Genomic DNA, 13402 nt, shown 5'->3' with positions numbered 1-13402 from the left:
ATTACCCCGCCAACGACGACGGCAACGAAGCACTCGGCATCGCATCCTCGTCGGCACACGCAGCGGTGCCGCTGTCCGCAGTGTTGTCCAGCCGGTTGAGCCACGCCATCAATGCGTCGGCTTGCTGCGGGCGCGAGAACAGATAGCCCTGCCCCAGGTCGCATCCGGCGTTGCGCAGCAACGCGAGCTGCTCGGGATCTTCCACGCCTTCGGCCACCACTTGCATGCGCAGGCTATGCGCCATGGCGATCACCGCGCCGGCAATGGCCTCGCCGTCGCCGGGCATGCGCTGCACGAAGCTGCGGTCGATCTTGAGCTTCTGGATCGGGAAACGCTGCAGATACGCCAGCGACGAATACCCGGTGCCGAAATCGTCAATCGACAGGCTGATGCCGGCCGCGTGCAGGGATTCGAGCAGCGCGATGTTGGCCTCGATGTCTTCCATCAGCACGCTCTCCGTAATTTCGAGTTCGAGCTGATTCGGCGGCATGCCGGTTTCGCGCAGCACGGCCATGACGTTTTCCACGAGGGCCGGGTCACGCGTCTGCCGCGCCGACAGGTTGACGGCCACCCGCAGCGTGACGCCGTCTTCGTGCATCCAGCGCACAGCCTGTTGGCATGCGGTGCGCAGCACCCATAGGCCGAGCGGCACGATCAGGCCGGTTTCTTCCGCCACCGCGATGAACTCGCCGGGGCCGATCAAGCCGATCTCCGGATGGCGCCAGCGCACCAGCGCCTCCACGCCGTAGACGTTTGCTTTGCAGATCACCGCATCGTGTGCGTCTTCTGTGCACAGGCGCACCTGCGGCTGGTAGGCCAGCAACAGCTCTTCGCGATCGAGCGCGCGGCGCAGATCGGCTTCCACACGCAGGCGGCGGCGCGCCTGCTGGTCCATCTCCGATGTGAAGCTCGCAGCCGCATTCTTGCCGTGGTTTTTGGCGTGGTACATCGCCGTGTCGGCGTTGCGTGTGAGCACCTGCACGTCGCGTGCGTCATGCGGATACAGGCTCACGCCCACGCTCGCCGTCACGTAAATCTGATGCAGGTCGAGCGCAAACGGCGCCGCCAGCGCGGCAAGAATGCGTTTGGCCAATCCGTCGGCCAGCGTTGCCGCTTCCGTGTCGGCAATTTGCGCACGGCCGGACAGCTCTGCGATCACCGCAAACTCATCCCCGCCGATGCGGCACAGCACGGCACGCAAGTTGGCTTGGTCGACCACGTCATTCAGCCGCCGCGCAACCTGGCGCAGCAGGCGGTCGCCGTTGTTGTGGCCCAACGTGTCGTTGACCACCTTGAAGTTGTCCAGATCCAGCAGGAGCAGCCCCACTGCACCCGCTTGGCCTGCGCGCTTGAGCGACACCTGCAGGCGTTCGTTGAAGGCATGCCGGTTCGGCAGTTCCGTGACCGAATCGATGTGGGCGAGGTAGTCCAGATGCGCCTCTGCCTGCAGCACCGCGCGGCGCATGCGGGCGATCACGAGATACGCCAGACCCATCGCGCCGATGCCCACCGACACCGTGAGCACGGCATAGCCGAGCAGTTGCATGTACAGCTCGGTCAGGCTCGAGCGCACCACCACATAGCCGATCACGCGACGCTCCGACTCCACCGGCTCCACCACCTCCAGCGTGGTCAGCGTGGACACATCCGAGTCCCGCAGCATGGCGGCATCGGGCGCGCGCACCGGCGCGGCATCGCGGTGCTGGTACAGCGCCAACGGCTTGCGCAATGCACTGAAAATACCGGCCGCACGCAGCGACGGCGATGCCTCCAGCGCGGCCAGCGTTTCTTCTGCGGCACGACGGTCATTGAAGAGCAGCGCGGCCACGCTGTTGGCGCCAACGATGCGCGCCTGCACATGCACGTCGCGCACCAGCGCCGCATGCAGCGCGATGAACTGGAACACGATGAGCAGGAACCCCGCGATGGTCAGCGCCGCGCCAGCACCGGCCATGTTGGCCCGCACCATGGAGTGCCCCAGGCGGGGCCGAGGGGTCGTAATGGACAAGCTCATTGCACGGTCCTAGCCAGGCGCAGCAGTTGCGAGCTGAGCTGCAGATGGGCCTGCCGCGCGGCCACTGCATCGATGTCGAAAACCACGCGATCGTCATGCAGCGTCAACGCGATCATCGGTTCGGGGTTGCCGGCCACGCGCTCGTTCTTCGGGCTGTCGGACACCGTCAGCACCGGCGTGCCCGGGTCGAGGCGCACGCCGTTCTGGGCACGCGTGTCAAACACCAGGACATGGCAGCCGGCAACGGTGCCGTCGTTGATATGTCGGATTTCCAGGCGGTGTCCGCGCACGGGTTTTCCTGTCAGTTTTTCCAAGGCCGCTTGCAACGGATGCTGTGCTGTCACGCACACCACCATTGGCGCGTCGGCCTGCATGACTTCGGCCGGCCAGTTGGTGAACAGCGCAAAGTTATAGATGAACGCCGCCTTGACCTGCCCCTCGCTGGCCTGCATTTGCGCGTGCGTGGCACCCATGCATGCCACGCCCGCCAGCACGGCGCCCAGCACCGCGCATAACCTGCGCGGTCGTGGCCATTGGGCGCGTCGGACGATGCCGTGCGGGGCTCTCATCGGAAGGTGTAGGTGAACTTCACGCGAAAGGCACGGCCATCCTGCTCGACGGACGGCTGAGGCAACTCCGGCCCGGCCGGATCGGCATAGCGCCGATCGAACAGGTTGTAGATGCTGGTCGACATCTCCAGGTTGGGCGCCAACCGTGCCGCCAGCAAGGTCAGGTTGGCGATCCAGTAACCGCCCACCTGGCCGGCTGTCGTCAGCCGATTGCTGATGTACTGCGCCTCCACCCCAGCACGCCAGTCGCTGCGCCACACAGGCGCGGTGGCGTTGATCTTGAGCATGTGACGCGGCGAGTTGCTCAACGTCTGGCCGGTATCGACGTCTTCGGAACGCTGGAAACTGTAGCTCGTGCGCAGGCGCGTGCCGCCCGGCCAGTTCTGCTCGTAGCCGAGTTCTGCGCCGCGTGTGCGCACACGCGCTACGTTGCTGAAAAAGAGCAGCCCGGTGTTCGGGTCTTCGCTCTGGCTGATCAGGTTGGAAACGTTGTTCTGAAACACCGACAAGGTCGCCTTGCCGCCCGCGGCAACTTGTTGCTCGATCACCGTTTCATACGTACGTATGCGTTCGGCCGATAGCCCGTTAGTGACCTGCTGGCCGCCGGGCGCGCTGGTCTGATAGTTCAGCTCGTAATCGTTCGGCGCGCGATAGGCCATGCCGTAGATCGCCTTGACGGTGGTCGTTGGGGCGGCATGCCAGATCAGGCCCACGCGCGGGCTGAAGATGCCCGGCGCAAAACTCGTGTGGTCGTAGCGCAGGCCCGTGTCCAGCACCCAGTCCCGATGGAGCATGAATTGATCCTGCACATACACGCCCACGCGGTTGTTGTCGCGATGGTCGTCCAGGTAGCTGGCGTACGGCGCTGTATCGAAATTGCGCATTGCATCACGGTAGTCGCGTTGCAGCTCCGTGCCGATGACCAGAGTGTGGCGTTCGATGCGGCGGGTCACGAGCTTGAGTTCCGTGCCGTACCACGCAGTGTCGAATAGATCGCGGTTGATGCCGACCGGCGGCGGGCTGTATGCGTAGTCCCCCTGCGAGACATAGCGGCCCCAGAACAGCCGCGCCGTCACGTCGGTCGTGTCGTCCAGCGCGTGCTGCCACGTGCCGTTGAACATCTGCCGCGTGTCGACGGTGCGCGAGCGCGGGTCGTTGAAGCTTTGGTCGTACGGCGCCGTCGGCACGCCCTTCGTACGATCGACGTAGCCGAAGGTCAGCCCGAACTCTCCAAAGCTGCCCTTGGCAAACAGGCGCTTTGCGCGGTCGTAATCCATGCCGCGGGCCACGCCATCGCTCACGCCCGGCTGATTGAACTCGGGAAAGTAGAGGTCGCGCCCCGGGGCATCGTTCACGCTGGCCGACAGCAGCCATTCGGCGCCGTTCTCGGCCCGCTTGCCCCACGTCACGCGGGCAGCGCGCGCATTGGCGCTGCCCGTTGATCCGCTGGCCTGCACGCCGTCAATGTCGCGGCCCCGCTTTGTGATGATGTTGATCACACCGAATAGCGCGTTCGATCCGTACACCGCCGAGCCCGCTCCGGGCACGTACTCCACCCGCTCGATCAGGTCGACGTCCAGGATGGCTTCGGTGCCGACGGCCGCCTGGTCGAAGATGGGATCGTTGGTGCGATGGCCATCAATCAGCAACAGGAAGCGCGTGTCGTAATCGCCCGCGCGCAAGAAGCCGCGTGCGCCCAGCGTGGTGTAGTTGCGATCGTAGTTGGTGTAGAGCCCCGGAAGACTGCCCAGAATGTCAGCCAGCGTGCGCCAGCCATAGGCTTTGATGTCAGCAGCGGTGATGACCGAAACCCTGGCGGGTGCCTCATTTGCGGCTTGCGCGTACTTGGATGCGCCGGTGACGACCTGCACCTGCATGAGTTGCTCGATGGGCAGTGCGGTCAGATCGGTGACGTCTGTTTGCGCCAGCGCCGTGCGGCAAAGCAACGCACCGACCACCGCAAACATTTGCGCGCACCGCTTCGGGTGGGATGGCACGCACGGCAAGCGCATGGGCAACGCGAATGAATGCTCGGCACTCGGGTGTTTGCGGCAACCAAGCGCAAACGCACGGGCAATTACAACAAGGGGCGACATCAGCAGAACCGGCAAAACCGATCACATCTCTGGAGGGACGTTCAGCGGGAATTCGATAGTTCTGCTTTAAAACGGAGAACCGGCGCGGTTCTTTACCCCTCCCAGGCTGGGGCGACACATTACCGCCGTTATGGTGTGGAGGCAGCACGGGCCATTTGTGACGCCAGAGGCTCAGCGGCGGCGCTTGCGCAAACGTTCGATGGCGACCAGTTGCGCGACGGCCTCGGCCAGCTCCGCCTGCGCACGTGCATAGTCGAATTTGCTCTTGCTGTTCTGCATGTGCTCTTCTGCGGCCTTGCGCGCCTGCTCGGCTTTGGCCTCATCCAGGTCGTGCGCGCGCACAGCGGTGTCTGCCAGCACGATGACCTGCTCGGGTTGCACGTCGACAAAGCCGCCGGCCACGAAGAGGATCACCTCTTCCCCGTTCTCCTGCGTGACCCGGACGGTGCCCGGACGCAGCCGCGTAAGCAGACGTTCATGGCCGGGCAGAATGCCTAGTTCACCCTCGGTGCCGGGGATGACCACAAACTTGGCGTTGCCTTCGTACAGCCGCTCTTCTGCCGTGACGACATCGACCTTCAGCACCGGCATGGTGTCTCCTCTGTTACGCGCATAGGTTCATACGGTAGCACGATGTGCGCCCGGCGCCCTCCTCGAAACTCGCTCAAATTCAGGCCAGCGTCGACGCAAGCAGCCACGGCTGACCGTAAGGTTTCACGGTATGTAGCGTCACAAACGCTGCCTAGACTGTGCACCTGACGATCAAAAAGACATATCAGGGAAACACAAGCATGCTGGGCGATCTATTGATGTCGTTCTTCGAGGTGGCGCGCCAGGGCAGCGTCACCTCCGCTGCCAAGCACCTGCGCCTGTCGCAGCCGACCGTGACCGGACGCATCCGCCAGTTGGAGGAGATGTACGGCGTGGAGTTGTTCCACCGCCGCGGCAGCCGGCTGGACCTTTCAGACCTGGGCGTGAGCCTCATGCCCATCGTCGAGCGCCTTGCGCAGCAGGAAGGTGACGTCGATTTTCTCCTGCGCAATGCCGGCGATCTGCGCACTGGCAACCTGCGCGTGGGCGCCACGGGCCCTTACTACATCCTGCCCAGCGTGGCGGCGTTTCGCGCGCGGCATCCGACCATCGAGATCACCATCGAATTCGGCAATTCGCAGCAGATGCTCGAGGCGCTCTCGGAGGTGCGTATCGACCTGGCGGTTTCGTCTCACGCCGTGGATGATGAACGCCTGCATCGCATCACGTTGGCTGAAGACACCATGGTGCTGGTCGTGCCGCTAGACCATGCGCTTGCACGGCGCCTGAGCATCACGTTGGATGACGTTGCCGGCTGCCAGTTGCTGATGCGCGAACCGGGCTCCGTCACCCGCCGCGTCACCGAAGACGCGTTCGCCGCAGCCGGCATCGAGCCTGCCAGCACGAGCATCATCGGCAGCCGCGAAGCCATTTACGAGGCGATCAGCCTGGGGCTGGGCTGCAGCATCGTGCCCGCGCGTGAAGCACCGCGCCGCCCCGACGTGCGCGTGCTACCGTTTGCAGACAATGCGCCGGTCATCTACGAATACCTGTACTTCCTGAAGGAGCGCAAGGACGCACGGCTGGTACGCGCGTTCCTCGACTGCCTGAACCCTCAGGTTGCGCAGGCACCGAAGAAAAATGCCAATGCGTTCATCGCCAAAGTTATGGCGATGGACACAGCCGCGACGCGCTAGGGCCGTAACCTCGCGGTTTTTCAACCGCCCCCGCCCGCCTGCTGTATGCAATCGCTTGCCCTGTTTGACCTGGACCACACCCTGCTGCCCATTGACAGTGAATACGAATGGGGCCGCTTCCTGGTCGCCCAGGGCGCCGTGGATCGAAGCGTCTTCGAGCAAGCCAATGAACGCTGGATGCGGGAATACCGCGACGGCACGCTCGACTTTGCGCGACATGCGCGCTTCTCGCTCGGCCTGCTGGCGCAGCACCCGCGCACACGGCTCGACGCCTGGCGCGCCACATTCTTGCGCGACGTCATCGCGCCCGCCATGCTGCCGCGCGCGCGACAACTGGTCGACACACACCTGCGCGCCGGCGACCTTTGCTGCATCGTCACCGCCACGCACCGCTACCTGACCGAGCCGATTGCCGCCGCGTTCAACGTGCCACATCTGCTGGCGGTGGAGGGCGAGACCCTCAACGGTCAGAGCGATGGCGCGTTCACGGGCAACCCGCTCGGCACCGCCACGTTTGGCGCAGGCAAGATCGTGCGCGTAACGGAGTGGCTCGCGCAGCGCGGCCAGCGCATGACAGACTTCTCGCGCACCGTGTTCTACAGCGACTCACGCAACGACCTGCCGCTGCTCGAAGCCGTTTCGCATCCGGTGGCCGTGAGCCCCGACACCACCTTGCGAGCCGTGGCCGAATCGCGCGGCTGGCCCATCGTCGAACTCTTCGCTGCCTGAAAACAAAAACGCCCGCGCGGCCTGAACCGTGCGGGCGTCTCCGCACTGAATAAAGCTGCGTCAGGCAGCCACCGCTGCGGGCGCGCTTGCCGGTGGCGTCCATTGCGGCAGTTCGGAGCCGTCGACCAGCGCGTCCATATGCCGATGCGCCAGCGCCGGACCCACGCTCATGCCAATGCCGCTGTGCATTAGCGCGACGGTGGTGCGGTCGTCGACGCGGGTGACGGAGAACGCGCCGCTGCCGGGTACATGGCACTTGGCGCCGTACACGCCCTGCCAACGCTCCACCACGCGCAGCTTGCTGCCGAAGGTGTCACGCACGAGCTCGAGCATGATGTTGTCGACCGACTCGGCGTTGAACGGGCGGGCGTCCTGACCATAGTCGTGCGAATCGCCAATGATCCAGTCGCCATATGGCGTGGGGCTCACCAACAGGTGAATGCCATGACGCGCCAGCTCGGGGCGCTGATGCTCGATCTGCATGGCCAGCGCCTGGGCGGTCGGCAAGTCCGCAAATGCGCCGTAGTGCGTGCATGACAGGCCAGTCAGCACGGCATGCTCCAGGCGGAAGCCGTCTTCCGGCGTGACACGCAGCATCTGCAGGCGGCAAACCTGCGGTTGCAGCGTGCGAAGCTGGTCAGCACACAGCGTCTGGTAATCGTGACCGCTGCAGACAACCACACGCTGGGCGTTGCACACGCCAGCAGTTGTTTCCAGCCGGCCGCCTTCCACATGGCGCACCAGCGTACCGAAATGGAAGCGCACGCCTTGCGTGGCAAGCCATGACGCCAGCGCCGGAATGGCTTCGCGCGAATAAAGCTGCAAATCATCAAAGCCCTGGAGCGCTGCGCGGTGGCGCATGAAGCGGCCATCGTAGAGGTTTGCCAGGTCTGCGCTGCGCAACAGCTTTACGTTGTAGCCGAAAGCCGGTGCGCGCGTCGCCATGAACTCGTCCACCACGGCTTCTTCTGCGGCATTGCGGGCAAACAGCAGCGCACCGTTGGCGCGCGCAAAGATGCCGGTCTTGTTGGCCCAGTCGAGATACAGCGCGCGGCTTTCGCGCGCGAGGTCCAGCATGATGCCGGGCGGCTGGCCGGTCACCAGCATCTGGCCGAAATTGCGAATGGACGCGCCGACGGCAATATCACTACGCTCGAATACCGTCACGCGCAGGCCGCGTTTGACGGCAGCGGCCGCGTGCGCCAAGCCCAAAATGCCAGCCCCGACGATGGCGACGTCGGTGCTGGCATCCAGGCCCCCTTGAGTTACGGGAGCTTGCATCGCTTACTTCTTCTCCGACTTGCCGTCGTAGCGCTTCGTCCACTCAGCGAGGATGCGATCACGATTGGCGCTGGCCCACGTAAAGTCGTTCTTGATCAGACGCTTTTCGTAGTCGGCCGGCAGCAGCGGATCAGGCTTGGAGAAGCCCGGCGTGGCGACCACGGCAAAGTTCTTCTCGTACAGCGCCATTGCAGCCGGGCTTGCGGAGAAGTCGGCCAGCTTCTTGGCGGCGTCCAGGTTCTTCGTGCCCTTCATGATGCCGGTGGCTTCCACGTCCCAGCCCAGGCCTTCGGACGGCAGCACGATGTCGATGGGTGCGCCTTCCTTCTTCGACTTCACGGCACGGTATTCAAACGCGATGCCGATCGGGAATTCGCCCGAAGCAGCCATCTTGCAAGGCTTGGAGCCCGAGTGCGTGTATTGACCGATGTTCTGGTGCAGCGCGTCCATGTAGGCCCAGCCCTTCTGCTCACCCAGCATCTGCAGCCATGCGCTTACGTCGAGGTAACCGGTGCCGGACGAAGCCGGGTTCGGCATGACGATCTTGCCCGCGTACACGGGCTTGGTCAGGTCAGCCCACGAAGTCGGCTTCGGCAAGTTCTGCTTCTGTGCTTCGACGGTGTTGAAGCAAATGGCCGCGCCCCATGCATCCATGCCCACCCATGCCGGCGGGTTGGCCTTGTCGCGGTACGTTGCACCGATCTTCGACAGATCGGCCGGTGCGTACGGCGTCAGCATGCCTTCCTTGTCCAGGATGGCCAGGCTCGATGCGGCCAGGCCCCACACGACGTCGGCGCGCGGGTTGTTCTTCTCGGCCAGCAGCTTGGCGGTGACAACGCCAGTGGAGTCGCGCACCCACTTGATCTCGATGTCCGGATTGGCCTTCTCGAAAGCTTCCTGGTACGCCTTCACTTGATCAGCTTCCAGCGCCGTGTATACGGTCAGCGTGGTCTTGGCAAAAGCCGACGTGGCGAAAGCCATCGCGGCCGAAGCGACTGCGGCGGCCAGCAGGGAAAGACGTGCGGTCATGGTTTCCTCGGTATGGTGTGATGCAGCGGAAAAGACAACAAACAGAACAACAAACTCAGATGCACTGCGGGCGTTCACCGCGCGCCAGACGGCGGTTGATGTCGGCCACGACTTCAGGCAGATCGGCAATCGTGTCGATCTCGTAATGCGGACGGCAGGCGGAAAAGCCGGCCGAGATGGCAACGCGATGGCGCGCACGCTCGTCTGCAGACAGTGCGATGTATTGCTCGTACGGCAGGCCCAGCGCGTTGCCCGACATGAGCAGCGCAACGGTCCACATGCCGGCGCGGCGGCCCTCTTCAATTCCGGGCACGGTGTCGTCGACCTTCACGCAGGCCGCGACATCGCCAATCGCAAGATCAACCACGCAGCGCAGCGCCTGCGCCGGCCACGGGCGGGCACGCGGCACTTCATCGCAAGCGACCACGCAGTCGGGCGCGTAGCCGGCACTGGCAGCCAGGTCGACCACGCGGTCCATCACCACGCGCGGATAGCCCGAGCACGTGCCGATCTTCAACCCCGCTTCGCGCAGTGCGGCGATGGTGTCCAGCGCGCCCGGGATCATTGCGGAATGCGCACCCACCTTTTCGATCTGCAGCGGCATGAAGCGGTTGTAGATGGCGGTGACATCGTCATCGGTGGGCATGCGACCGTGTGCGAGCGAGAAACGCGCGGCAATCGCACCGTCATTGCACAGCGTGCGGATGTGGTCCCACTTGCCCAAGCCCATCGGCCCGCGTGCTTCGTCCAGCGTGATGGCCACGCCAAACTCGGCAAACGCTTCGACGAAGATCTGCGTGGGAGCAAACGAGCCGAAATCGACCACGGTGCCGGCCCAGTCGAGCACAGCGGCCTCCAGGCGCAACAGCGTGCCGCCCGGGTTGACGCGGTCTGCGCCTGCCTGGCGCGCCGAGATTGGGGAGGAGTCACCCATGTTCATGCTTCCTTTCTGCTTTTTTTCGGTTACGGACTACGAATTCAATGCGCCGCCGTGCGCCAGGCCTGCGTGCGGCGCACGACGCCGCGCGTGGCCAGTTCCAGCAGCAGCGATACGGCGATCGACGTGACGAGAATGAGCGTGGACATGGCCGCAGCGGGGCCGATGTCGCCGGCGTCGTCCATGTTCAACACGGCCACGGAAGCGAGCACGGTATCGGGGCTGTAGAGGAAGATCACCGCCGACACGGTCGTCATGGCCGACACGAACAGGTAACGCGCGCAAGACAACACGGCCGGCAGGCACATCGGCAGTGTCACGCGCCAGTACGTGCGAAGCGCCGACACCTTGAGCGAGGCCGACACCGCCTCGAACACCGGATCGAGCTGCCCCAGCGACGCCACCGACGTAAGGTGTGCCGCCGTGGCGCAGTGCATGATCGTGCAGAGCACCATCAGCGCCATGCCGCCATACAGGCCGTTGAGCGGATTGGCCGGATGGTTGAAGAAGAACACGTAGCCCAGACCGAGCACGAGGCCGGGCACCGCCATCGGCAGCAGCACGGCAAAGCGGATGGCCGAATGCAGCCCGGATTGCAACCATCCTGCGGCGCGCGTCTTTTCGACCAGCCATGCACCGGTGAAGATCAGTGCGGTGCCAAACACCGTGGTCAGCGCGGCCAGCTTCAGGCTATTGCGATACGCCAGCCAGCCGCCGCCGTCCATGTTGTCGAAGTCGTAATTGCGCAGCGAGAGTTCGAGGTTGTAAGGCCAGAGCTTCACCAGCGACGCGCCAACGGCGGTGGCAAGCATGAGCAGAATCCCGCCGACGACCAGCACGCTCAGCAGCAGGAAAAGCCCATCACGCAGGCGATCCGGCTGCGGGTGATATGGCTGCGCGCGGCTGGCCAGCGCGGCGTGCTGGCGGCGCTGCACGAGGCGCTCTACCGCAAAGGTCAGCAGCGCCGGCAGCAGCAGCATCAAACCGATGACAGCGCCGCGTGCAAACTGCTGCTGACCAACCACCGCCTTGTAGGCCTCCACGGCCAGCACCTGATAGCTGCCGCCCACCACGGTCGGCACACCAAAGTCGGTCGCGACCAGCGTGAAGACCAACGCGAAGGCGCCGAACAACCCGTAGCGCGCACCGGGCAGCGTGACCGTGCGGAACGTCCGCCACGGGCTCGCGCCCATGGCACGGGCGGCGTCATACAGCCGGCCGTCTGCCAGCGTGAGCGTCGCCTGCAACAGCATCAACGCATACGGAAAGGTGTAAAACACCTCGCCCAGCACGATGCCCCAGAAGCCGTAGATGTTGTTGCCGCTCATCCATGCCTTGAGCAGGCCTTGGTTGCCAAACAGGTAGACCAGCGCAATGCCCGGCAGCAGCGACGGCGCAAACAGCGGCAGCATCGCCAGCGTGCGCAGCGTGCCGCGCAACGGCATGCAGGTGCGTTGCACCGCGTAAGCCAGGGCAAACGCCAGCGGCACCACAATGGCGGCCACCGCGCCGGATACGGCCAGCGTACGGCCAACCATGTCGAGAAAATTTGGCGCCTGGACCACGTGGGCAACCAGCGCCAGGCCATGCTCGTCTGTGCTGCGCACACTGGCAACCAGACCCGTGGCCTGCAACAACATCATGGCCGTGGGAAGCAGCAAACCGATGGCGAGCAACAGCAGCCAGCCAAGCTTCATGCCGGTCAGCACCGGCGCATCGGTACGCCAGAAAGGCCGGCTCGCAGCGCGAACCGGCTCGGATTGAGTGGCCGCAACCACGTTCGTCTCGGGAGGCAACATCGACATGGCGGCCTCAGGCATACACGCGCAAGCCGTCGCGCTCCAGCGCAATCCACAGCTTGCTGTCGCCCAGGCCATTGCGGCCGGCTTGCAGCGCGCTCGATGCCACTTCGGCCACCAGCGGTGCATCGGCCAGGCCATCGATCGACAGCGTCACGCGCGTGCGGCTGCCGAGGTAAATCTGGTCGACCACGCGAGCGAGATGGCGGTTGGGGGCGTCGTCGTCCGGTTGCAGCGTGACGGCTTCGGGGCGGCAGAACAGGCGGCCCTGCATCGAGCCGCCATCGGCGAAAGCCGGATCGAGCAGCAGCGGTTGGCCGGCCAGCGTGGGCGTGCCATCTTCCGCGCGTTCCAGCGGCAGCCAGTTGGCCTGGCCGACAAACCCGGCGACAAACCCGGTGGCCGGGCGCGAATAGATCTCCGCCGGCGAGCCCGTCTGCTCGATGCGGCCGTTGGACATGACGGCGATGCGATCGGCCATTACCATGGCCTCGTCCTGGTCGTGCGTGACCATCAGCGTGGTGACGTTCAGCTTGCGCTGCAGGCGGCGCAGCTCGATGCGCAGGTGTTCGCGCACCTGGGCGTCCAGCGCCGACATCGGCTCATCCAGCAGCAACAGCGATGGCGCGGGCGCCAGCGCGCGGGCCAGCGCGACACGTTGCTGCTGGCCGCCCGACAGCTGCGACGGGTACTTCGCCTCGCTACCGGCCAGGCCAACCAGCGCGAGCATCTCCGAGACTCGCTCCTGCATGCGCGCACGGTTGCCGTTGCTGGCGTCCAGCCCGTAGCCAACGTTCTGCGCGACCGTCAGGTTGGGAAACAGCGCATACGACTGGAAGACGATGCCGTAGTCACGCTCGCGCGGGGGCAGGCTGGAAATATCGCGGCCACCGGCGATGATCTGGCCACCGTCGTGCGCCTCCAGCCCGGCGATGATGCGCAGCAGGGTCGTCTTGCCGCAGCCCGACGGGCCCAGCAGGCAGACGAACTCGCCCTGCGCCACATCCAGCGACACACCGTCAAGCGCCGTAAACGCGCCAAAGCGGCGCGAGACTTGCCGCACAGACAGGAACGGCGCGGCAGAACCCAAGGTCGGGTTGGAAACAGGCTGAGAGATGGGCACGGGGCGCAGACAGTGGCAAAAACGATCGCCACTGTAGCCAGCCGACATGTACCCCTTGTGGCAGTTACCCCAAAAACGCCAATGCGCGCATTTCCGGA

The 13402-nt window shown here is 64.8% G+C and carries 11 protein-coding genes; 2 read left to right on the top strand and 9 right to left on the bottom strand.

All coding sequences use genetic code 11. The features are described 5' to 3' along the window. Position 1 precedes the first annotated feature (1 nt). From NKG59_RS00225 to NKG59_RS00210, 4 genes are all read right to left on the bottom strand, one after another. On the bottom strand, positions 2-2014 hold the full coding sequence (locus tag NKG59_RS00225) for a putative bifunctional diguanylate cyclase/phosphodiesterase (RefSeq protein ID WP_253534211.1): 2013 nt from the start codon (positions 2012-2014) through the stop codon (positions 2-4). Beyond that, positions 2011-2583, bottom strand: a complete 573-nt coding sequence (locus NKG59_RS00220; protein WP_253534209.1) for a YfiR family protein — start codon at positions 2581-2583, stop codon at positions 2011-2013. The genes NKG59_RS00225 and NKG59_RS00220 overlap by 4 nt, the downstream gene beginning before the upstream one ends. Next, on the bottom strand, positions 2580-4595 hold the full coding sequence (locus NKG59_RS00215) for a TonB-dependent receptor plug domain-containing protein (protein WP_253534207.1): 2016 nt from the start codon (positions 4593-4595) through the stop codon (positions 2580-2582). Before NKG59_RS00215 ends, NKG59_RS00220 begins: the two co-directional genes overlap by 4 nt. Positions 4596-4850: 255 nt before the next feature. Continuing rightward, positions 4851-5270 carry a F0F1 ATP synthase subunit epsilon gene (locus NKG59_RS00210; RefSeq protein ID WP_045204000.1) on the bottom strand — a complete coding sequence of 140 codons (420 nt, stop codon included), beginning with the start codon at positions 5268-5270 and terminating at the stop codon, positions 4851-4853. Positions 5271-5470: 200 nt separating this feature from the next. Here NKG59_RS00210 and NKG59_RS00205 point away from each other — a divergent pair, with 200 nt between their 5' ends. Together NKG59_RS00205 and NKG59_RS00200 are read left to right on the top strand one after the other, a co-directional pair. Then, positions 5471-6406, top strand: coding sequence for a LysR substrate-binding domain-containing protein (locus tag NKG59_RS00205; protein ID WP_253534205.1), 936 nt, complete (start codon positions 5471-5473; stop codon positions 6404-6406). 45 nt (positions 6407-6451) lie between these two features. Then, entirely contained in the window at positions 6452-7135 is a 684-nt protein-coding gene (locus tag NKG59_RS00200) for an HAD family hydrolase (RefSeq protein WP_045204002.1), read from the top strand. A 60-nt stretch (positions 7136-7195) separates the two neighbouring features. Here the strand turns inward: NKG59_RS00200 and NKG59_RS00195 are convergent, their stop codons facing one another. From NKG59_RS00195 to NKG59_RS00175, 5 genes are read right to left on the bottom strand one after another with little or no spacing between them, the layout of a single operon-like run. Next, entirely contained in the window at positions 7196-8416 is a 1221-nt protein-coding gene (locus tag NKG59_RS00195) for a TIGR03364 family FAD-dependent oxidoreductase (RefSeq protein WP_253534203.1), read from the bottom strand. Positions 8417-8419: 3 nt separating this feature from the next. Next, positions 8420-9445 carry a putative 2-aminoethylphosphonate ABC transporter substrate-binding protein gene (locus tag NKG59_RS00190; protein WP_253534201.1) on the bottom strand — a complete coding sequence of 342 codons (1026 nt, stop codon included), beginning with the start codon at positions 9443-9445 and terminating at the stop codon, positions 8420-8422. A 55-nt stretch (positions 9446-9500) separates the two neighbouring features. Then, positions 9501-10379, bottom strand: coding sequence for a phosphonoacetaldehyde hydrolase (phnX, locus tag NKG59_RS00185; RefSeq protein WP_253534199.1), 879 nt, complete (start codon positions 10377-10379; stop codon positions 9501-9503). A 44-nt stretch (positions 10380-10423) separates the two neighbouring features. Beyond that, positions 10424-12187 (bottom strand): putative 2-aminoethylphosphonate ABC transporter permease subunit, encoded by a 1764-nt coding sequence (locus tag NKG59_RS00180; RefSeq protein WP_253534197.1) that lies wholly within the window; start codon positions 12185-12187, stop codon positions 10424-10426. A gap of 7 nt (positions 12188-12194) precedes the next feature. Then, positions 12195-13352, bottom strand: coding sequence for a putative 2-aminoethylphosphonate ABC transporter ATP-binding protein (locus NKG59_RS00175; protein WP_253534195.1), 1158 nt, complete (start codon positions 13350-13352; stop codon positions 12195-12197). Positions 13353-13402: the final 50 nt, after the last annotated feature.

It is taken from the genome of Ralstonia chuxiongensis, assembly GCF_024158925.1.
GTDB lineage: Bacteria > Pseudomonadota > Gammaproteobacteria > Burkholderiales > Burkholderiaceae > Ralstonia > Ralstonia chuxiongensis.
The sequence above is the reverse complement of the archived record's forward strand: the minus strand, read 5'-3'. Positions and strand labels throughout refer to the sequence as shown.